Raw genomic sequence first — 19,937 nt, forward strand, 5'->3', positions numbered from 1 at the left:
CCCCCCCCCGAGTTGACCTATACGCAGCCCACTACTCGATGCCCGAGAGGTCGTAGGACTCGAGCCATGCGCTGGCCGCCTCGCAGATGCCCTTGAGACATTCGGCGTCGAAGGGGCTCTTGAGGCCGGCATGCTCCACAAGCTCGGTGAACGGCCGCGTGCCACCCTGGCGCGTATAGGCCATGTAGTGCTCCCACGCGTCCTTGAAGTCCGCCTGGGACAGCTGCCACACCTCGAGCGCCACCGTCTGCGCCAGGCAATAGTCGATGTAGTAGAACGGCAGCTCGTAGATGTGCTGCTGGCGCTGCCAGCCCTGTCCCTCGCCATAGAACGGGATGTCGCCGTTCACGGCCATCCATGGCATGTAGGTGGCCAGCAGGCGTTTCCAGGTGGCGTGACGCTCGGCCGGCGTCAGGTCGGGGTGCTCGTACATCTCGTGCTGGAAGTGGTCAACCATCGTGCCGTACGGGATGAAGGTGAGCGCGCCCGCCAGGTGCGCGTAGCGGTACTTGCGCGCATCCTCGCCAAAGAAGCCCTCCTCCCACGGCCAGGCAAGGAACTCCATCGACATGGAGTGCACCTCGCAAGCCTCCGAGGTGGGCATGCAGAGCGCCGCGGGCACGCGGTCCGTGTTCATGTAGTAGGAGAACGCATGGCCCGCCTCGTGGGTCACCACGTCCACGTCGCCGGCCGTGCCGTTGAAGTTGGCAAAGATGAACGGCACGTTGTAGTCGAGGATCTCAGTCATGTAGCCACCGCCGGCCTTGCCCTTGGTGGAGAGCACGTCCATGAGGTCGTCGTTGCGCATCGTCTTGAAGAAGGCGTCCGTCTCGGGCGAGAGCTCGTGGTAGAAGGCGCTACCGGCATCGAGGATGTCCTCGGCCGTGCCCTTGGGGCGCGGGTTGCCACCGCGGAAGGTCAGGGCCTCGTCCGCGAAGGACAGCGGGTAGGGGCGTCCCGTCCGCTTGGACTGCGCGTAGAAGACCTTGTTGGCCAGCGGCACCACGTAGGCACGCACCGCGGTGCGGAAGCGCTCAACGTCCTCGCGACCATAGGAGAGCCTGCCCATGCGGTCGTAGCCCAGCGCGATGAAGTCATCGTGGCCAAGCGCCCGGCCCATCTTCGTACGCACAGCCACAAGCTCGTCATACAGGCGGTCGAGCTCGGGCTGGTTGCCCTTGTACCAGACGCCCTCCGCCTTCCAGGCAGCTAGGCGGCGCGCGTCATCGGCGCAGGTCTTCATGGGCGTGAGCTGGGAGAGCGTGTATGTCTCGCCCTCGAACTCGATCTGGGCCGAGGCGATGAGCTTCTGGTACTCCGTGGAGAGCTCGTTCTCGTGCTTGAGGTCGTCCACGATGTCGGGAGAGAAGGTGCGGCGCTGCTGCTCGGCCTGCTCGAAGATGAGCATGCCGTACTTCTCCTCCAGCTGCGGCCGGAACTTCGAGTCCAAAAGTGCCGCGCGGAAGATGTCGTCTGCGGCCTGGATCTCGGGGCCGGCGGCGTTCCAGAACTCGGTCTCCTCGTCGTAGAACTCATCAAGCGTGTTCACCGTGTGTCGGATGTTGGCGATGGTGCCCAGCGTGGAGACGTGGCGGTCGAGCTCGTCTTTGGCAAGGAAGGCAGCGTCGGCGTCCTCGAAGGTGGCGGCCTTCGTCAGCCGCTCGGTGAGGCTCGCGATACGTGCCTTGACCTCGTCGAGGTTTGGGCGCTCATAGGGCATGTCGGAGAACTTCATGGAATTCCTTTCGGGATGGGCCGCGCGCCAAAGGACTACCGACGGGCGGCAAATCGACGGGACAGGGGACGAGCGGGCGACACGCCCGGACCTTGACGCCATGAAGCCGGTGCGAAGGAGTGGCGCAGATTAGGAAGTGTCAAAACGCGCGAAGCGAAGCTCCGGGCTCTTGGGCTAGCGGTCTCGCTCGCCCTGGCCATCCGAGACGTTCCCGTAACGTTTGTTGTACAGGGCCTCGGTGGCACGGCGCGTGACGTCCAGATTGAGGCGGGCCTTGCCGTCGAGGCGCTCCGCCTCGCGGTCGAGCGCCTGGTCCACCACGCTCAGGACCTGGCGCACTTGCTCGGCGTCGGCCTCGGTGGGCTCGCTCAGCTGCAGGTAGGCGCGCATGGCCTCGTCCACCTGCTCGGCATAGACCTGAGCCGTGACGTTGGCGTGCGAGTCACGGTGCGGCGAGGCCTCGAGCTCCCGGGTGCGCGCGAGCACGTCCAGGAGCTGCTCGGCGAGCGCCTGCTCAGTGACGGAGCCCGTGCCCAGCAGGTGTCTGCGAGCGCCCATGATGGCGTCCTCCGTGCCCCGCTCGAGAATCGGCGCGTCCGGGGTGGTATGGGAGGCAACGCGCCGCACCGTCCGGCTCTCGCGCACCCGCGCCGCCCGCTCTCGGAGCCTGCCCGCCCAGGCAGACTCGAAGCTCGCGCGCTGTTCGGGCGTCACCTTTCGACAGCTCATGGCAAACATGACCACGGCCACGGAGACGAGCGTCACGTCGAGCAGTACGGCAAGCGTGAACGCCATGGCCTGCCCGGTGAGGCTCAGGGCGGCTCCCCCTCCCAGCAGCGTGGCATCCGCGGCAACGGCCAGCGCAAGCGGCACCGCCCAGAGCCTCGAGCGCCTCACACGGCGCACGAGACCGTCATAGGCGAGCTCGCTGGGCGTGGCAGGTTGCGGCGCCAGACGCGAGGCGATGCGGGTCACGGCCGTGCAGACCGTTCCCACCACGGCCTCGGCGCTGAGCTCCCGAGGCGCCTCGAAGATGGGCTGGTCTGCGGGGCGTGGCTCCTTGTGCTCGGGAAACGCCGCGAGGACGTCGTCGTCGCTCACGCGCCGCATGACGAGATGGGGCCATGCGCACAGCGCGACGCAGCTCACGGCAGCAACGATGGCAAGCAACATGGCGGGCACCTCGCAAAGATGGCAAATGGAAAGGAAAAAGGGCAGAACGCAGAAGAGGCGGAACCTCAGGCCAGAAAGCGGCGAACGCCGGGCATGCTAGCGGTACAGCGGCAGCTGGCCCGTCACCGGGGCGATGGTGTCCATGTCCATGGGCGAGAAGCCCACGCAGGTCCAGCGGCTCCCGGTCTCGTCCGGCGTGAGCTCGGTGTGACAGGCGTCGCGGATGCAGAAGAAGTCGAGCCCCTCCATGAGGCCGCGGGCCTCCGCACGCGCCACGAGCGACGCCAGGGCGCGCTCGCCGTCCACCGCCAGCACGATCTTGGGCTCGCCCTGGCGCACCCAGGCGGCAAGCACGCTGGCGTCCACGGCCGTGCGGGCGAGGCAGCCGCCCCACTCGAGGCCGATGGGCGTCGAGGAGGCCTCGCCGTCCACGTAGCGCTGGGTGCCGGCGAGCAGGCAGGCCACGCTCGCGTGGGCCACCTGCGCCGCAAGCTTGCCGGGGCTCATGCCAAGAGACCGGTCCACCACGATGTACTGGCGAGGCACGGGACCTTTGACCTGCGGCTCGTTGGGCACGTCATTGCTCATCAGCTGCGCTGTCTCGAGCGTCGACTCCATGCCTAGCATGCTGCCTCCAACACCCTGCGCATCTCCGCCTGCACCGCGTGGTCCACGTTGGTGCCGATGACGCGCTTCGCCACCTGCTTCACGGCATAGCGGCCATTGCCCATGGCGCAGGAGTGGCCCACCATGCGAAGAATCTCGTAGTCGTTCATCGCGTCGCCGAAGGCCATGACCTCGGAGGCGTCGATGCCGTAGTGGCCCATGACCTGCTGCACGCCCGTGGCCTTGGAGACGCCGATCTGCATGGCGTCGATCCACTTGCGGCCAGAGGGCGCAAACACGAACTTGTCGCCCAGCTCGCGCTCGAGCACGTAGGCCATGTCCATCACGCAGTCCGTGTTGTCGCAGAAGAATGACGCCTTGATGACGTTGATCTCGGGGCCGGGGGCGTGGTGGAGGCGCTCGGCGTTGGGAAGGTCCTTGTCCATCTCTCGCTCGTAGACGACCTCGTCGTCCATGAGGAAGGTGCGGGTGCGGTCAAAGAGGGCGAGGTGCAGGCAGTCGAACATGTTGCCCACGCGCTCCAGGCGCCGCACCGCCGCGTGGCTGTAGACCTCGCGGTCCACGAGCTCGCCGGCACAATAGACCTGGCTGCCGTTGGAGGCCACGAAGTCCATCTGGTCCACCACCGGCTCAAAGAACTCGCAGAGCGTGTCATAGCGACGTCCCGAGCTCGCCGCAAAGTGCACCCCGCGGTCTCGCAGCTTGCGAATGAGGTCATAGGTCTCGGGTGGCACCCGCGAGTTCTCGTCCAGCAGCGTGCCGTCCATGTCGGACGCGATGAGCTTGATCATGAGTTCCCTCCGTCTGGGATTGCCGGCGCGCCGCACCTCCCCGCGCGGCGCGCCCAATAGCCACAGCCTACCCCTCCTGACGCCCGGTCATGCCCGCATGGGCGGGAAGGCCAGGCAGCCATTCGGCCTTCCTCCCGCCCTCGGCCCTCCCTACGCCTGAGGCACCGCGAAACGGGCGACGATGCCCTCCAGGACGTCCACCATGGCCTCGAGCGAGCGCACCGGGATGAACTCGCGCACGCCGTGGAAGTTGTAGCCGCCGGTGGGCAGGTTGGGGCACGGCAGGCCGCGGAACGTGAGCTGCGCGCCGTCCGTGCCGCCGCGCACGGGCACCGCGCGGGCGTCCATGCCGCACGCCTCCATGGCTGCGAAGGCGTTGTCGCGCAGGAAGTCCAGGCCCCGCAGGTGCTCGGCCATGTTGCGGTACTGCTCCCGAATCTCCACCGTCACAGTTCCCTCGCCATGGCGGCGGTTGAGGAAGGCGGCGGCGTCTTGCATGAGCTGCTCGCGCGCCGAGAAGCGTTCGGCGTCGAAGTCGCGGATGATATAGGTGCAGCTTGCGTCCAGCGCCGTACCCCCAACCTCAATGGGATGGAAGAAGCCCTCGTAGCCTTCCGTGTGCTCCGGCCGCTCGTTGGCGGGAAGCAGGTCATCGAACTCGCGAAGCACCGTGATGGCGTTCACCATCACGTCCTTGGCCATACCGGGGTGCACCGCCACGCCATGGGCGCGCACCGTGGCCTGGCTCGCGGAGAAGCACTCGTAGTTGAACTCGCCCAGGGACTCCCCGTCCACCGTGTAGGCCCACTCGGCCCCAAAGGCGCCCAGGTCCAGCAGGCTCGCACCGTGGCCGATCTCCTCGTCTGGCACGAAGGCCACCTTGAGCGCGGGGTGCGCAAGCTCCGGGTTTGCCACGAGGCGAGCCACGAGGGCCATGATCTCGGCCACGCCGGCCTTGTCGTCTGCACCCAGAAGCGTGGTGCCGTCCGTCACCACGATGTCCTGGCCCACGAGCTGGGCGAGGCCCGGCACCTGCTCGGGCGTGGTCTGGACGGGCCCGCCGTCCACAATGCCCGAGACGAGGGGGCCGCCCTCGTAGCGCACGATGTGCGGCTTGACGCCGCTGGCGGGCGCATCCATGGCCGTGTCAATGTGGGCGATGAGGCCAAGCGCGGGCAGGCCCTCGGCCCCGGCGCTCGCCGGCAGCGTTGCCGTGACGTAGGCGTGCTCGTCTGCCTTGGCGTCCGAGCAGCCAAGCTCCAGCAGCTCGCCCGCCAGCATGCGGGCGAGGTCGTGCTGGCAGGCCGTGGAGGGCGTCTGCGCCTCGTTGTGGGAATCCGACTGCGTGTCCACCTGGACGTAGCGCAGCAGGCGCTCGAGGGCGTCGCTCGGGCTGGGATTGTAGGTCATGGGCTCTCCCCTCTTCGCACGCGGCGTCGCGGCCGCGCAGGTTCGTCATGGGGACTATACCGCTCGTTGCGGACAGTATGTGGCGCGCCGTCGCGCGGCAGCGCCTCCCCTCGCGGCAACATCCCAATGCCAGGCGCACTCGCCACAGATCGCCGCGCACGCGGAAAGGCACGCCGGCCGACAACACCGGCACATCCCGCGGGGTACCATGGGCGAGACGTACACAAGGAGGCGGCATGCGCGACACACCAACCGGTCCCAACAACAAGCTCCTCGCCTATTCGAGCATCATCCTCATCGTGCTCGGCATCATCGGGCTTGCCTTGGAGGGCTCGCTCATCGTCGGGTTCGCAACCATGGGCGTGGGCGCGTTCGTCCCGGCCGTGCAGCGAGCGGGTCTGCCCTCGGACACGATGACCATCACCGTGGCCCTGAGCTCGAGCGCCGCCGCCGGCCTGCTCAACGCGGGCCTTCAGCTGTGGGCGGGCCGCTCGGGCCTCAGGCTTCGCAAGGGCATCGGCACCACCGAGCGCTGCCAGACCCTTGGCATCGTGCTGGCCGGCCTCGCGGCCATCACCTGGCTCACGGACCGCATCACCTCCGGCGCCCTCGGCACGCTCGACTTTGCGGGCCTCGTCCTCTCCATCGCCGTGCCCATCGCCTACTACGCCGCCGCGCGTCGCGAGGAGCGCGACGACTTCTGGGAGGGCATCAAGGAGCAGACCGCCGTGGCACCCGTGGCGCGCGTTGCCACCTGCGTCAACGACCGCTTCGTCCTTGACGAGGCCACGGGCGCCCTCAGGCCGGCCCGCGAGGGCGAGCGGGCCTCGGTTGAGTTCCTGTCCCTGGACGAGTACGAGCGCCGCGAGAACGACTCGGCCGTGGCGCGCCACCTCGCCCACAGCGCCCGCTCAATCCACCACTGCACGGCAAGCACCTTCGAGGACTCGGTCTACGGCTCGCTGCTCATCCCGCGCGAGGACCTTCTCGCCTCCGAGATGCCCTTCGACAACGACGTGGCCCTCGCCTTCAACCTCGAGCGCGACCACCTCGAGCTCGTGAGCGACGATGCCGATGCAGCAAGCTTCGTGTCCTACTACCTCGAGAACCAGACCCTCGTGAAGCACTCCGCCGCCACCGTGCTCTTTGAGCTCTGCGACCTCGTGGTCCACGACGACACGACCTTCCTCATCGACGTGGAGGACCGCCTCGACCACCTCGAGGACAACATGAGCGAGGACGTGAACGAGATTCCGCAGGACTTCACGGACTTCGTGATGCGCACGCGCAGCGACCTCCGCGTGCTCGAGAGCTTCTACCGGCAGCTCTCCGACGTGGCCGACTCGGTTGCCACGAGCCCGGCGCGCGTCACGAGCGAGCAGACCTCCGAGCTCTTCCACGTGCTCTCGAGCCGCACGGACCGCCTCGCCTCCGACGCGCGCAACCTGCGCGACTACGCGCTGCAGATTCGCAGCATGTACCAGGGCAAGATCGACGTGCGGCAGAACAAGGTCATGACCGTGCTCACCATCGTCTCGACGATCTTCATGCCGCTGACGCTGCTCACGAGCTGGTACGGCATGAACTTCGAGTACATGCCGGAGCTCCACAACCACTACTCGTACTACATGGTCATTGCCGTTGCGGTGGCCGTGGCCACGGCGGAGATCGTCTGGTTCAAACGCAAGCGGTGGTTCTGAGACCGGCATTCCTGAAAATGGCGGATAGCCGTCTACCTGCACGTCATTGTCGACCCTGCCGAGCAGGACGAGCGTGGAGGCCGATCGACAGGGCCGAGAGCGCGCCCTGGCGCCCCCGACGCGCTATTCCCCCAGTGCCGCCAACGCCTCCGGGAAGGGCGTGAGGCTCCGGCGCAGCACCCCGTGCACCTGCGCGATGGTGACGCCGTAGTTGGTCACCGGCACGCCGGCCTCCACCGCGGCCCGCTGGCGCGAGCGCATCTCGCGCGCATTCAGCATGCAGCCGCCACAGTGCACGACGAGCGCGTAGCTGCTTGGGTCGTCCGGAAACTCCACGCCGCTCGTGAACTCGAATTCGAGGTCGGCGCCCGTGTAGGAGCGCAGCCACCTCGGAAGCTTGACGGTGCCGATGTCGTCGCACTGGCGATGGTGCGTGCAGCCCTCGCTCACGAGAATCCGGTCGCCGTCGCGCAAGTGATCGAGCTTGGCGGCGCCGCGGGCGGCCTCCACGAGGTCGCCCTTGTAGCGGACCATGAGGATGGAGAAGCTCGTGAGCGGCACGCTCTCCGGCACGATCTTGGACACCGGTCCAAAGGCCTGCGAGTCCGTCACCACGAGCGCGGGCGGCTCGCGCAGGGCGTCGAGGGCGGCGGCAAGCTCCGTCTCGCGGCAGACGATCGGCAGGCAGGCGTGGTCGATGAGGTCGCGCAGGACCTGCTGCTGCGGCAGGATGAGCCGGCCCTTGGGCGCCGCCGAGTCGATGGGGCACACGAGGATGACGGTGGAGCCTGCGGGCACGAGGTCGTGGACGAGCGGGCGGGAGACAGCCGGCTTGTCGGCGATATGGGCGATACGCTCCTTGAGCTCGCGGATGCCCTCACCCGTGGCGGCGCTCACGGCCTGCGTGCGCTCGACAAGCTGGGCAGGGATGGGCCGGCAGGCCTCGTCGGCCTTGTTCCAGGCCACCACGAAGGGCACCGAGCGCGCCTTGAACTCCGCAAGCAGGCCCTCATCTGCCGAGGTGAGGGCCCGTGTGCCGTCCACCACGAGCACGGCCACGTCACAGCCGCGCAGGACGCGGCGCGCCTGCGCCACGCGCATCTCGCCCAGCTCGCCCTCGTCGTCGATGCCCGGAGTGTCCACGATCACGACTGGGCCCAGCGGCAGAAGCTCCATCGCCTTCTTGACTGGGTCTGTGGTGGTGCCGCGCACGTCGGACACCACGGCGAGCCTCTGGCCCGTCACGGCGTTGACGACGCTGGACTTGCCCGCGTTTCTCACGCCAAAGAACGCAATGGTCACGCGCTCGCCACTCGGCGTCTCGTTGAGTCCCATAGCAGAATCTCCCCTATGTTCAGAAAACTTGCAAAAGGGTCTGTCCCCAATACCACGCCCCTGCGGCGGTGTGGGGCGCGAGATGCCCCGAGCGCGCGACGCGGCGTACAAAGGTACGTGAGGAGCGCGCGCAGAGAGCGGATTGCGCCCCGCGCCTCCGCAGGCTAGAAGCGGAAGTCGTTGGCGCGGTTAGCCACAATGTCGGCGATGTGCGCGCGGCACAGCTCGCGCCGCTGAGGGTCGGCGACACGGCCCAGCTCGCGGTCGATGAGCTCGAAGCCCACGCGCTTCGTCTCGGGCGAGGCATAGTCCGTGAGGAACTCGGCCAGCGTCATGAGGGCGTTGGGGTGGCAGTAGTTGAGGATCTGTCCGCTCTTGCAGAAGCTCATGAAACGGTCGCCGGTACGGCCGGCGCGGTAGCAGGCGGTGCAGAAGCTGGGGATGTGGTTGTTGTCCATGAGCCAGTGGACGACCTCGTCGAGCGTGCGGTTGTCCGAGACGTCGAACTGCTCGGTGTCGTGCGGACGCTCCTCCTCGGTATAGCCGCCCACGCTCGTGCGCGAGCCGCCGCTGATCTGGGAGATGCCGTACTGCAGCGCCTGCTGGCGCACGGCCTCGTTCTCACGCGTGGAGATGATCATGCCGGTATAGGGCACCGAGAGGCGGATGAGCGCGATGATCTTGAGAAACATCTCGTCGGAGAGCGAGTTGTCGAAGGCGTCCGGATCGATGTCATCGGCGTGCTTGATGCGCGGCACGCTGATGGTGTGCGGGCCCACGCCCCAAACCTTCTCGAGGTGCTCGGCGTGCATGAGGAGTCCGGCGAACTCGAAGCGGTACTTGTCAAGGCCAAAGAGGACGCCCAGGCCCACGTCGTCGATGCCGGCCTCCTGGGCGCGGTCCATAGCCTCGGTGTGCCAGTTGTAGTCGTGCTTGGGACCGGTGGGGTGCAGCTCGAGGTAGGACTGCTTGTGGTAGGTCTCCTGGAAGAGGATGTAGGTGCCTATCTCGGCTTCCTTGAGCATGCGGTACTCGTCCACCGTGGTGGCCGCGATGTTCACGTTGACGCGACGGATGGCGCCGTTCTTGTGCTTCGTGGCGTAGATGGTGCGCATGCACTCGAGGATGTACTCGATGGGGTTGTTCTTCGGGTCCTCGCCAGCCTCGATGGCAAGGCGCTTGTGGCCCATGTCCTGCAGGGCGATGACCTCGGCGCGTACCTCGTCCTGGGTGAGCTTCTTGCGCGGGATGTGCTTGTTCTTGAGGTGATACGGGCAGTAGAGACAGCCGTTCACACAGTAGTTGGAGAGGTAGAGCGGGGCAAACAGCACGATGCGGTTGCCATAGTAGGACAGCTTGATCTCGCGGGCGAGCTGGCGAATCTCCTCGTTGATGCCCGGGTCCTCGCAGGCGAGCAACACGCTGGCCTCGCGATGGCTGATGACCGTGCAGTGGTTGGAGGCAAGGTCGGTGTTCTTGCGGGCCTTCTCGATGATGGCATGGCAGAGCTCGAGGTCGTCCTTGTGCTCGTCCGCATAGGCGAGGGTGTCCAGGATTTCCTCATGGTTGATGAACTCGTCGGCGCAACGCGACGAAGGGTCGTACTCGTACATGTCCCTCTCCTCTTGCTGGTCAGGCGCGTCGTTTCCCCGCGACGCCCTTTCCGGTCAGATGGGTTGATGATACTCCTGATCGCCCCCGCGCGTCCCATCGCCATAGTTCGCGCAAACAGGTTTGATGCGGGAGAGCGCCGGCTGGCGCGCATCGCCGCGGTCCACGACCACCCGATACCCAATCGACTCCATGCGCCGGGCCAGGCAACCGCGGCACTCGGCCGCCTCCTCGCCCGTGCAGATCTTGTTGTCGTAGAGCTCGTACTTCTTGCGCACGTCGCGCGGGCTTAGGTTGGGCATCACGACGTTAGCGCCAGCCTGGATGCCCTTCTCGCGCCCCCGCGGGTCGATGGTGCCCAGCGCCGTGGTGGCGGGAATGTTGAGCGTGGGGTCGATGAGCCGCAGCAAGCTCAACAAATAGCAGGTCAGTCCAACCGTTCCGGCTTCCCGCTCCGCAAAGGGCGTGGCGTGGTGCGGCACGAAAGGACCGATGCCGCACATCGCCGGACGCAGCTCCTCGATGAACTTGAGGTCCTTGGCGAGGGTTTCCGGCGTCTGCCAGGGCGAGCCCACCATGAAGCCGCAGCCCACCTGGTAGCCAATCTCCTTGAGGTTGCGCAGGCACTGCATGCGATGCTCGAACGACATGCTCCTTGGGTGCAGACGGACGTAGTGGGCGGCGTCGGCGGTCTCGTGGCGCAGCAGGTAGCGGTCCGCGCCGGCATCGAAGAGTACCTGGTAGCTCTCGCGGCTTCGCTCGCCCAGCGACAGCGTGACGGCGCAGTCTGGGTACCGGCCCTTGATGGCGTGAAGCAGGTCGGATACCGCCTCGTCCGCAAGCGTGGGGTCCTCGCCGCCCTGGAGCACGAAGGTACGAAAGCCCATCTCGTGGCCCCGCTCGCAGCAGTCCAGAATCTGCTCGGGCGTCAGGCGGTAGCGCTCGGCGGAGGCGTTGGAGCGCCGGATGCCACAGTAGAGGCAGTCGTTCTTGCAGTAGCTGGAAAGCTCTATGAGGCCGCGCACGAAGACCGCTTTGCCATAGACGGCCTGACGCAGCGGCACGGCCAGCTCAGCCGCGTACGCAGCGGTTTCGGGAGCATATGCCTCGACGAGGGCGCGGTAGCCCTCGAGCGGCAGCTCGTGGTCGCGCGCGAGCGTCTCGAGAAGCTCGCGGGCCTTCGCCCAGACTGCATTGGTGCTGATCACGTAGAAAACCCCTCCCGAGCCGAGGGCAAGCGCGCCCTGCGGCGCGGCATGCATGCGTCCCCCCGGGCCCGCTCTCCCCTTATGCGGCAGGGGCCAACCTCCCGGTGTTGGCCCCTGCCAACGTACCTTTCTCGCAGCGTGCCACTCTCTCAGGCGCAGACCAGCCTTCGCCAAAGGCGCCGGCAGGGTGTGGCGGCACATGCCGCCAGCCGGCTCGCCAGGTCCCGAATTGGCGAGTTGGCCCACACGTGCAGCCAGCCGGCAAGCCGAACCATCGGCCCCCTAGTTGGCGAGCTGGCCCACCAGGTCCCCGAGCGCGCCTGCGACGCTGGACGCGGCACTGCCCAACGAGTCGGCCGCGCTGCCGAGCTGGTCCGCGATGTTGCTCGTGTCCACACTGCCCAGCTTGCCAGCCATGTCGCCGGCGACACCGCCCAGGACGGAGCCCACCGAGGACCCAATGGACGAGCCGATGTCATGCGCCGCGCTGTCCGACGACCCCGTGGTGGTCGCCGAGTCGCCCGAGCCCGACCCCTTCGAGCCCGAGGAGCCGCCGTTGAGCTGGGACTTGCTCACCGCGTTCGATCCGGCGCTGGCCACCGTGCGGCCGCCGTTCATCACCCACGTGATCGCCTGGAACGCCACGATGAGGGCCACCAGGGCAAGGACGACTTTCACGACGCGCTTGACCAGCCGTGGGCTCACGTTGACGCGACGCGAGAACACCGCTCCCCCGCCCTCGCCCGAGCTGTCCTCGCCGGGAATGTAGGGGTCCTGCTGAGGCGGAGACTCCACATACGCCCTGCGCTGCGCGCCCGCCGCGTGCGACTGGACGTAGCGAGGCTGGGCCACGCACTGGGTCTCGTCAAGCGATGGGGCAGACGGCGCTGCGTACGGGTCGCGGGACGTGTACGGGTCGCGGGCAGGCGCCGCCGTCGGGCCATTTGCGGAGTAGGGATCCGCGGACGCCGAGGCCGGCGCGCACGGGTCGCCCTCAGGCGCCGCCCACGCCACACCGCCCGCCGGCGTCGTGCCCGCGGCAGGCGCGCCCGAACCCTGCGCCGCATCGGCAGGCGCGGCGCGCACGGCGGAGGTGCCCACATATTGCGTGGCGCCCAAATTTGAGCCGCCCGCCACCGGCGCGGCGTGCCTCGGCGCATGGCGGGGCATCTCGCCGTCCCACGCGTTCTGGTCGTACTCGGCCATCGTCCCTCCCAGCTCGAAATCGAGTCTCAAGCCTACCCAGAACCTGCGCGCAAGGTCACTCCCTACACGCGAACACCATGCCAGAGCACGCAGATAAGACAGCGGAGCCGAACCAGGCCGGGCCCGGCCGCCGCCTGCCTGAGCGGCACGCCACATGTGCCCGCCAGCGCATGACCGGCGTGCCAGCCGGCCGAACATGTGCCGCTCGGTTGCGAGCGGGGAAGATGTACGAGCTGAAATCGGGCGGAGGGACCGCGCACCGCCGCCCGACATTGCCCTACTCGGACACCACGTTCGAGAACAGCGTCTTGACGCTCACGCCCTCAAGCGCCCCAACCTTGCCGGCAAGCGCGGAAATATCGTCCTGGGGAGCGTCGAGGACCACCGAAATCACGTTGACGCCACGGGCGCGGTACGGAATGCCCATGCGGCCAATAATGAGGTGGCCGTACTCGTGCAGGAGCTCGTTGAGCTGCTCGACCGAGCTCGTGTCCTCCACGATGATGCCCATGATTGCCACGCGCGTCGCTTCCCGGCCTTCCATGCGTCCTCCATCCATTCGACTTTGCAGCACGCCGATTTGCGCGCCACCCTTCTCTGCACTCAGTGTAGGGAAAGGCAACCTCCCGGAGAACGTGAGCAGCTCGGGACGCCGCCGCTTTCCGCGCCCGGCGCGTGGAGAGAGCTCGGGCATGGGAAGCTGGGCACACCCAGAGACGCCTTCCGTGCCAGAATGTGAGGTAGGGGCGCTTGTTGGGGGACTGCAAAAAAGCTCCGCGAGAGGTGGCGAGGAGGGGCCCGTAGAGGACAGCGAAGAGACAGAGCCTTATTGCGCAACACGGTGCGATTTGGGATATAACAGGTGCCCAGCAATTCGGCGCTTGGCAAGTCAGCGCTCGGCCGGAGCCCGTCCAAACAAGGGAGACGTTTTGGCAAGAGGCAAGACCCGACGCTCGCAGAAGGCGGCCGAGTTGCTCATCCTCTCGGCGCGCGAAGAGTTCCTCGCTCATGGGTACGCGAGGGCCTCGGTCCGCAGGATATGCGAGCGGGCCGGTAAGTCGACGGGCTCCCTCTATTGCCTCTTCGACGGCAAGGAAGACCTGTTCACAGCCTGCGTGGAGCCTGCCGCCAGGGCCCTGCTCGTGGCGTTTGGCGCGCCCGATCTCCCAGGCGGCCGTATGGCCGAGCCGCTCCTGCCACCCGAACGCGAGGTGCGTCTCCGAATCGGTCTCATAGCCGAGGCGGTCGAGAGCCACCGCGCGAGCGTGCGCCTTATCCTGCAGGAGCTCGACCGTCCCGCCTCAAGTCGCACCTTCGCCCGCCTCGCAGACACCGCCGACGAGCGGCTCCCCCAATTGCTCTCCTGCCTGGACACAACCTCGATACCGGAGGGAGCGCTCGCCTCACAGGTGACGCACTGGCTCACGCTCAAGTGGTCATACCAGCTCGTGTCCGCGCTATGCTCCGCCCACGTGCGGGGCGGCGCGCACCAACTCGTCCCAGAGTTGACGCACGCCGCCCAGATACGGCTCGATTCTCTTATCGCGCTCCGACGGGGGTGCTAGAGGCCTCGCCACGCACGGTACGCGGGCGTTCCGTCCCAGCCGCGAGGCCTCACCGCACAAGGCCTGCAGGCGCGGGGCCTCAACTGCATAAACCCAGCTCGCCCGTAGGCCGAAAGGCCCGATTAAAGCGCTTCACGGGACCATAAGGCCGCGCCGCGCTACACGTCCATCGTGTCGTGCACGTGATGGACGGGACCCGCGGGCTCGGAGCCCTCCTCGCCCGCTGCTGCCTTGGCCTCCATGTAGCGCTTCATGGACTCGGCGACCTCCTTGGCGGCGGCCACGGCGTGCACCACCGTCTTGGAGCCGGTCACCACGTCGCCTGCGGCAAACACTCCGTCGACCGTGGTCATGCCGTTCTCGTCGGTCACGAGCAGGCCGCGGTCGGACCCCTCGAGGCCGGCGGTGGTGAGGATCAGCTTGTTCTTGGGGCCCTGGGAGATGGAAATGATGGTGGAGTCCGCGTGCTGCTGGTCGAGCTCGTCTTGATAGCCCGTCACCTTGTCGTCCTCGTCGAAGATGGCCGTCTTGAAGACGGGGCCGTCCTCCGTGATGAGAGTGATGGCCTTGCCGTAGACGATCTCGGCACCCTCGAGCTGGGCATAGGCAAGCTCGTCGGAGCTGGCGGAGACGTGCTTGGAGCGCGCGTACATGGTCACATGGCGGGCGCCGTGGCGAAGCGCCGTGCGGGCCACGTCCATGGCGGAGTTGCCCACGCCGATTACGGCAACCGTCTCGCCGAGGTCAAAGGCGTCGGGGTCTGCCAGGTAATCGACGCTGAAGTGCACGTTGGCGAGGGACTCGCCGCGCATGCCAAGCGTCTTGGGGCGCCACACGCCGGTGCCCACGAACACGCTCTCGTAGCCGTCGCGGAACAGGTCGTGAATCTCGAGCGCGCCGCCGATGGTGGCGTTGGCACGGAACTTGATGCCCATCTGCTCGAGGCGGGCAGCGTAGCGGTCGAGGATGGTGCGCGGGAGGCGGAAGTCGGGGATGCCGTAGCGCATGACACCGCCGATGCGCTCCTTGGAGTCGAAGATGGTGACCTCGTAGCCGGCCTTGGCAAGCTCGACGGCCACCGTGATGCCCGCGGGACCGGCACCGATCACGGCAGCCATGTGACCGTTGGACTCGGCGCGCTCGACGGCCATGCGGTCGAGATACAGGTCGGAGATGAAGCTCTCGATGGCGCTGAAGTGCACCGGCGTGTCCTTGCGGCCGCGGATGCAGTGGCCCTCGCACTGGCCCTCGTGGTTGCACACAATCGAGCAGACGACGGAGAGCGGGTTGTTCTCGAAGAGCATCTGCCCGGCCTCGCTCATCTTGCCTTCCTGGAACAGCTGGATGACCTGCGGGATGCTCGTGGAAATCGGGCAGCCCTTCTGGCACATCGGACGCTTGCAGTGCAGGCAACGGTTGGCTTCCTCAACAATATGGATTGCCACGCTCTCTTCCTCTCCTCTAAGGCCCCCCGCGAACCCCAATCGCGGCCGACCAACTGTACCCCTAATGACTACTGATTGCTAGTCAACTTTACTCGCGCAAGAACAGCGGAGCGGCCACGTGGCTGCTCCGCTTCTGTTCTCACGGGCACGCCGATCGGACGCGCCCGCAAGCAGGCATTTCCGACGGTTAGTCCACGTCCATGCGCCCGAGGTCGCCTGCGGCGTCGAATACGAGCGGCTGCGGCTCGCCGAGCGCCTCGAGGCCCTCGTACTTGCCGGCCACCACGCCGTCGTAATACGCCGCGGACAGCATGATCTTGCCGATGTTCAGGCTGTTCGGGATGCGCACCACGCGGGGCGACTTGCCCTCAAGGCCGTTGCAGGTCTTGATGCACAGCTGGATGGCCTCCTTGTCCGTCGCCACCACGCACGGGATGCACGCGCTCTTGAGCACGGCGCTCGTGAGACAGTTCGGGTACATCTTCTTGATGTCCATCTCGTCGAAGATCTTCTTGGTGATGGCGCTCGCAAGGCCCACGCCCAGCGCGTTGCCATGGCTGACCTCGCTGAGGTTCAGGAAGCACGTGCGCCGCACGTTTAGGCCGCCGTGGGCGAACTCGGTCGAGAACGTGCCCGTGATATTGGGGTCCACGCCCGTGCCGCTGTAGTTCTTGCCAATCTCGTGCGTACCGCGGTGGGGATGTCGGCCGGGGCGATGGACTCGCGCGGGAACGCCTGACGCGCAAAGAACATCTCCGGGATCTCGACGTCTTTCAGAAGCCGGGAAACGTTGCCACCCTTGACGACCTTCATGACGCCCTCCTTTCACCATCAGCGGCCCCGCAAGGACCATCTGCCGACCCGAGTGCGGCAGCGCACGGGAACCAATTCGACACCTCTTATTCTTTTACTCGAAGGGCTGTTGTGTTGTGGTACGCAGGTCATCAATTTGCTTTGACGTATGCAAGCATTTGTTCCGCAGGACATACGTTGGAAGGCGGTCGCCATGACAGTCATGCTGTTTCTCATCGGGCTCATCGGGATTGCCTATACCTACGGGTTTTCCTGGCTCTTCTTGCTGATCGTCTTCCTGCTGTTTGCGGTCATGCCGCTCTACGGACAATGGCAGACTGCCAAAGCGCTCGGCATCGAGGGGTGGAAGGGCATTATCCCCTACTACAACTGGCTCGCGTTCCAGAACGCCTGCGACCCCGCCAAGAGGAACCTTGGCCTGGCCTGTGCCCTGGTCTCCCTGCTCGAAGCCCTCACGACATCAACCGACGCGAACGGCAACACGACGGGCTCGTTCTTTGGGCTTGCAGCCCTCGTCCTGCAGATACTGGTGCTTCGCAACCTTTGCGACCACTTCGGCAAGAGCCACTGGTATGTCCTCGGGATACTCTTGGTCCCCTGCATCTTCTGGTGGAAGCTCAGCGCCGATTCGTACATCGAAGCGTAGACGGGCCTGCGCCTAGGCCTGATGAACGCCCGCATCGAGTCCCATGATGATTCGCGCCAAAGCCTGCAAATCGGACAAACGAGCTGCTTAAGGCAAGCAAGCCATACAGCTTTCCCGCAAAACGAAAGGCTCCGTTAGACCAAAATTGACATATGAGTGATGCCGCTGCGGCTTAATAGTCGTAAGCAATACGGCATTGGAGCGTCGTGAACGCCGAGGAACTGGCCATCACCTTCTCGCGCGGACGGCTCGCGAACGGCGTGTGCAGGAGCCGCATCCGCGACATGTTCAACGTCCGCCCGCCCTATATGGGCTACTGGGCCGCATCCGCCGCATAGGGACGATAGAATGGCTGCACCGCGATATACGGGAAAAGGTGCAGCCATGCCGTCGAACATGCCGGCCACGACGATCCGCATCGAGCCGGAGGTCAGAAAAGAGGCCGCCGCCATCCTCGACGAGCTCGGCCTGTCGATGTCGACCGCCGTCAACGCGTTCCTCAGGGCGCTCGCCCGCGAGGGCGGGATGCCCTTCGAGATGAAGGTGTCTCAAAAGAAGCCCGAAGGGAACGACTAGCGGCCTGCGAATCCGAATCGTTCAGGGAGCATCATCCGACACAACCGCCGACACTCCGGGCACTTCTCGAATCGGGTTGGACGAGAGACCAGATCATGTCAACTGTGGTCTAAAAGAGCCAAAACCACTGATAGGGGAACTCTGTTTTCCTCTGGCGGCCGAATTCTCGAGCCACTTTATCGCGCTAAAGTCTTGTCGCATGCACTTTAGTTTGCTAAAGTGACAGCCATGCGAGGCCCGCACCGGGCCACGCAACGCAAACTGGATCGGGCACTTACGGGAGCGCCCGCACACGAGCGCCGGCAGGCAGGCAAAACGCGCCGCCCGTCCGGCACCGACAAACGAAAGGTCACGTCATGCTGAGCAGAAGGTCCTTCATCGCCTCGAGCGCCGCCCTTGCCTGCACTGCCGCCCTCGGCCTCATCGGCTGCGGCAACTCCGGCTCGTCTGACAAGGGCGCCGCGTCCACGAGCGCCGCTGACACCAGCGCCTCCTCCGCCTCGGACCAGTCCGACCAGATCTCCGCGCTCACCGTGGGCTTTGACCAGGCCTATCCTCCTTACGGCTTCGTGGGCGACGACGGCAACTTCACCGGCTTCGACCTGGACCTCGCCGCCGAGGTCTGCAAGCGCAACAACTGGGAGGTCAAGTACGAGGCCATCGACTGGGACGCCAAGGACACGCTGCTGAACTCCGGCGCCATCACCTGCATCTGGAACGGCTTCACCATGGAGGGCCGCGAGGATGACTATACCTTCTCCGACCCCTACATGCTGAACGGCCAGGTTGTCGTGGTGAAGAAGGACTCCGGCATCTCGAGCCTCGCAGACCTCGCCGGCAAGACGGTCATCACCCAGACCGACTCCGCCGCGCAGGAGGTCCTCGAGGGCGACAAGGCCGACGTGGCCGCCACCTTCGCCAGCCTCGAGACCATCGGCGACTACAACACCGCCTTCATGCAGCTCGAGAGCGGCGCCGTTGATGCCGTGGCCTGCGACCTCTCCATCGCGCAGTATCAGCTCGCCGCCAAGCCCGACGCATACACCCAGCTCGACGAGACCCTTTCCTCCGAGCACTACGCCGTGGGCTTCAAGAAGGGCAGCAACGCGCTGGCCAAGAAGGTCACCGACACGCTCAAGGCCATGGACGCCGACGGCTTCGTCAAGACCCTCTGCGACAAGTACGCCAGCTATGGCATCTCGTACGACAACTGGCAGCTCAAGTAGACTAGTCCCAAGCTCGCACCGCTCCCCCGGCTCGCCGTGCGCGAACCGGGGGTTTCGTTTAAAGGAGAACCCTTGGACATCTCGACCATGACGGGCATGTTGCTCACGGGCTTTGGCACCACGCTGCAGATCTTCCTGCTCACGCTCGTGGGCGCCATCCCCCTCGGCGTTCCCGTCGCACTCGCGCGCATGAGCAAGTTCGCCCCGCTCTCATGGCTGGCGCGCGCCTACATCTCGGTGCTGCGCGGCACCCCGCTCATGCTGCAGATGTTCGCCATCTACTTTGCGCCGTACTACGTGTTTGGCATCGAGCTCACGCCGGCGTCCAAGTTCCAGGCCTGCGTCATCGCGTTCATCCTCAACTACGCCGCCTACTTCGCCGAGATCTACCGCTCGGGCATCCAGTCCATCCCGCGCGGCCAGTACGAGGCAGCCGAGGTGCTGGGATACTCGCGCTCGCAGACGTTCTTCCGCATCGTGGCGCCCCAGGTGGCAAAGCGCATCCTGCCGGCCATGGGCAACGAGGTCATCACGCTTGTGAAGGACACCTCGCTGGCCTTCTCGATTGGCGTGGCCGAGATGTTCTCCACCGCCAAGGCGCTCGTGGCCTCGCAGGTGAGCATGGTGCCGTTTGCCATCGCGGCCGCGTTCTACTGGGTGTTCAACTTCATCGTCGAGGTGGCCCTGGGGCAGCTCGAGAAGAAGATGGACTATTACCACGACTAGTGCCCTCATCACCCGCGCCCACACAACCGCGCGGCTCGGCGCCCGCGCCAGCCGAGGGTCTGCCGCAGTGGCACCCCTGCCACTGCGGCAGCAACGCTTTTACCACCCGCAACGGCACCCTCATCACCTGCACGGCGACGCCCC

At 66.2% G+C, this 19,937-nt stretch carries 19 protein-coding genes; 7 read left to right on the top strand and 12 right to left on the bottom strand.

What is annotated here, in order from left to right:
- Positions 1 to 31: 31 nt before the first annotated feature.
- The 5 genes from EFAMC2_RS06575 to pepT form a co-directional block, all read right to left on the bottom strand.
- Positions 32 to 1,735 carry a M3 family oligoendopeptidase gene (locus EFAMC2_RS06575; protein WP_154028043.1) on the bottom strand — a complete coding sequence of 568 codons (1,704 nt, stop codon included), beginning with the start codon at positions 1,733 to 1,735 and terminating at the stop codon, positions 32 to 34.
- A 174-nt stretch (positions 1,736 to 1,909) separates the two neighbouring features.
- Positions 1,910 to 2,908, bottom strand: a complete 999-nt coding sequence (locus EFAMC2_RS06580; protein WP_154028044.1) for a hypothetical protein — start codon at positions 2,906 to 2,908, stop codon at positions 1,910 to 1,912.
- Positions 2,909 to 3,004: 96 nt separating this feature from the next.
- On the bottom strand, positions 3,005 to 3,535 hold the full coding sequence (locus EFAMC2_RS06585; RefSeq protein ID WP_154028045.1) for an aminoacyl-tRNA hydrolase: 531 nt from the start codon (positions 3,533 to 3,535) through the stop codon (positions 3,005 to 3,007).
- A complete protein-coding gene (locus EFAMC2_RS06590; RefSeq protein WP_154028046.1) occupies positions 3,529 to 4,326 on the bottom strand; it encodes a Cof-type HAD-IIB family hydrolase in 798 nt (265 codons plus the stop codon). Before EFAMC2_RS06590 ends, EFAMC2_RS06585 begins: the two co-directional genes overlap by 7 nt.
- Before the next feature lie 150 nt (positions 4,327 to 4,476).
- Positions 4,477 to 5,736: a peptidase T gene (gene pepT, locus EFAMC2_RS06595; protein ID WP_154028047.1), complete on the bottom strand. Its 1,260-nt coding sequence runs from the start codon at positions 5,734 to 5,736 to the stop codon at positions 4,477 to 4,479.
- Between the two features lie 236 nt (positions 5,737 to 5,972).
- Between pepT and EFAMC2_RS06600 the strand changes: the two genes are divergently transcribed.
- On the top strand, positions 5,973 to 7,436 hold the full coding sequence (locus EFAMC2_RS06600) for a CorA family divalent cation transporter (protein ID WP_187325202.1): 1,464 nt from the start codon (positions 5,973 to 5,975) through the stop codon (positions 7,434 to 7,436).
- Positions 7,437 to 7,559: 123 nt separating this feature from the next.
- Here the strand turns inward: EFAMC2_RS06600 and hydF are convergent, their stop codons facing one another.
- The 5 genes from hydF to EFAMC2_RS06625 form a co-directional block, all read right to left on the bottom strand.
- Positions 7,560 to 8,771, bottom strand: a complete 1,212-nt coding sequence (hydF, locus tag EFAMC2_RS06605) for a [FeFe] hydrogenase H-cluster maturation GTPase HydF (RefSeq protein ID WP_154028049.1) — start codon at positions 8,769 to 8,771, stop codon at positions 7,560 to 7,562.
- 164 nt (positions 8,772 to 8,935) lie between these two features.
- Positions 8,936 to 10,384 carry a [FeFe] hydrogenase H-cluster radical SAM maturase HydG gene (gene hydG / locus EFAMC2_RS06610; RefSeq protein WP_154028050.1) on the bottom strand — a complete coding sequence of 483 codons (1,449 nt, stop codon included), beginning with the start codon at positions 10,382 to 10,384 and terminating at the stop codon, positions 8,936 to 8,938.
- Positions 10,385 to 10,438: 54 nt separating this feature from the next.
- Positions 10,439 to 11,590, bottom strand: a complete 1,152-nt coding sequence (gene hydE / locus EFAMC2_RS06615; protein WP_261980161.1) for a [FeFe] hydrogenase H-cluster radical SAM maturase HydE — start codon at positions 11,588 to 11,590, stop codon at positions 10,439 to 10,441.
- A 282-nt stretch (positions 11,591 to 11,872) separates the two neighbouring features.
- Complete coding sequence (locus EFAMC2_RS06620; RefSeq protein ID WP_154028052.1) at positions 11,873 to 12,796, bottom strand: hypothetical protein; 924 nt, start codon at positions 12,794 to 12,796, stop codon at positions 11,873 to 11,875.
- Between the two features lie 277 nt (positions 12,797 to 13,073).
- Positions 13,074 to 13,340 carry a TM1266 family iron-only hydrogenase system putative regulator gene (locus tag EFAMC2_RS06625; RefSeq protein WP_154028053.1) on the bottom strand — a complete coding sequence of 89 codons (267 nt, stop codon included), beginning with the start codon at positions 13,338 to 13,340 and terminating at the stop codon, positions 13,074 to 13,076.
- A 385-nt stretch (positions 13,341 to 13,725) separates the two neighbouring features.
- Between EFAMC2_RS06625 and EFAMC2_RS06630 the strand changes: the two genes are divergently transcribed.
- The gene (locus tag EFAMC2_RS06630; protein ID WP_187325203.1) at positions 13,726 to 14,361 is read left to right on the top strand and encodes a TetR/AcrR family transcriptional regulator; all 636 of its coding nucleotides are present in this window, start codon (positions 13,726 to 13,728) and stop codon (positions 14,359 to 14,361) included.
- Positions 14,362 to 14,519: 158 nt separating this feature from the next.
- Here EFAMC2_RS06630 and EFAMC2_RS06635 read toward each other — a convergent pair whose 3' ends face one another.
- Together EFAMC2_RS06635 and EFAMC2_RS06640 are read right to left on the bottom strand one after the other, a co-directional pair.
- Positions 14,520 to 15,806, bottom strand: a complete 1,287-nt coding sequence (locus tag EFAMC2_RS06635) for an FAD-dependent oxidoreductase (protein WP_154028055.1) — start codon at positions 15,804 to 15,806, stop codon at positions 14,520 to 14,522.
- 187 nt (positions 15,807 to 15,993) lie between these two features.
- Positions 15,994 to 16,458, bottom strand: a complete 465-nt coding sequence (locus EFAMC2_RS06640) for a hypothetical protein (protein WP_222838547.1) — start codon at positions 16,456 to 16,458, stop codon at positions 15,994 to 15,996.
- A 354-nt stretch (positions 16,459 to 16,812) separates the two neighbouring features.
- On the opposite strand from EFAMC2_RS06640, the gene EFAMC2_RS06645 reads away from it, so the two are divergent.
- From EFAMC2_RS06645 to EFAMC2_RS06660, 5 genes are all read left to right on the top strand, one after another.
- Positions 16,813 to 17,265: a hypothetical protein gene (locus EFAMC2_RS06645; RefSeq protein ID WP_154028056.1), complete on the top strand. Its 453-nt coding sequence runs from the start codon at positions 16,813 to 16,815 to the stop codon at positions 17,263 to 17,265.
- A gap of 206 nt (positions 17,266 to 17,471) precedes the next feature.
- On the top strand, positions 17,472 to 17,603 hold the full coding sequence (locus EFAMC2_RS10340; RefSeq protein ID WP_261980162.1) for a hypothetical protein: 132 nt from the start codon (positions 17,472 to 17,474) through the stop codon (positions 17,601 to 17,603).
- 46 nt (positions 17,604 to 17,649) lie between these two features.
- Positions 17,650 to 17,841, top strand: a complete 192-nt coding sequence (locus EFAMC2_RS06650) for a type II toxin-antitoxin system RelB/DinJ family antitoxin (protein ID WP_154028057.1) — start codon at positions 17,650 to 17,652, stop codon at positions 17,839 to 17,841.
- A gap of 356 nt (positions 17,842 to 18,197) precedes the next feature.
- Positions 18,198 to 19,067 carry a transporter substrate-binding domain-containing protein gene (locus EFAMC2_RS06655; RefSeq protein WP_154028058.1) on the top strand — a complete coding sequence of 290 codons (870 nt, stop codon included), beginning with the start codon at positions 18,198 to 18,200 and terminating at the stop codon, positions 19,065 to 19,067.
- 72 nt (positions 19,068 to 19,139) lie between these two features.
- A complete protein-coding gene (locus tag EFAMC2_RS06660) occupies positions 19,140 to 19,793 on the top strand; it encodes an amino acid ABC transporter permease (RefSeq protein ID WP_154028059.1) in 654 nt (217 codons plus the stop codon).
- Positions 19,794 to 19,937 lie beyond the last annotated feature (144 nt).

Origin of the sequence: Olsenella uli (assembly GCF_901212655.1) — a bacterium.
GTDB lineage: Bacteria > Actinomycetota > Coriobacteriia > Coriobacteriales > Atopobiaceae > Parolsenella > Parolsenella uli_A.

Coding starts and splice junctions, on each gene's coding strand:
- EFAMC2_RS06575 (WP_154028043.1), bottom strand. CDS start 1,735: ATGAAGTTCTCCGACATGCCCTATGAGCGCCCAAACCTCGACGAGGTC.
- EFAMC2_RS06580 (WP_154028044.1), bottom strand. CDS start 2,908: ATGTTGCTTGCCATCGTTGCTGCCGTGAGCTGCGTCGCGCTGTGCGCA.
- EFAMC2_RS06585 (WP_154028045.1), bottom strand. CDS start 3,535: ATGCTAGGCATGGAGTCGACGCTCGAGACAGCGCAGCTGATGAGCAAT.
- EFAMC2_RS06590 (WP_154028046.1), bottom strand. CDS start 4,326: ATGATCAAGCTCATCGCGTCCGACATGGACGGCACGCTGCTGGACGAG.
- pepT (WP_154028047.1), bottom strand. CDS start 5,736: ATGACCTACAATCCCAGCCCGAGCGACGCCCTCGAGCGCCTGCTGCGC.
- EFAMC2_RS06600 (WP_187325202.1), top strand. CDS start 5,973: ATGCGCGACACACCAACCGGTCCCAACAACAAGCTCCTCGCCTATTCG.
- hydF (WP_154028049.1), bottom strand. CDS start 8,771: ATGGGACTCAACGAGACGCCGAGTGGCGAGCGCGTGACCATTGCGTTC.
- hydG (WP_154028050.1), bottom strand. CDS start 10,384: ATGTACGAGTACGACCCTTCGTCGCGTTGCGCCGACGAGTTCATCAAC.
- EFAMC2_RS06620 (WP_154028052.1), bottom strand. CDS start 12,796: ATGGCCGAGTACGACCAGAACGCGTGGGACGGCGAGATGCCCCGCCAT.
- EFAMC2_RS06625 (WP_154028053.1), bottom strand. CDS start 13,340: ATGGAAGGCCGGGAAGCGACGCGCGTGGCAATCATGGGCATCATCGTG.
- EFAMC2_RS06645 (WP_154028056.1), top strand. CDS start 16,813: ATGACAGTCATGCTGTTTCTCATCGGGCTCATCGGGATTGCCTATACC.
- EFAMC2_RS06650 (WP_154028057.1), top strand. CDS start 17,650: ATGCCGTCGAACATGCCGGCCACGACGATCCGCATCGAGCCGGAGGTC.
- EFAMC2_RS06655 (WP_154028058.1), top strand. CDS start 18,198: ATGCTGAGCAGAAGGTCCTTCATCGCCTCGAGCGCCGCCCTTGCCTGC.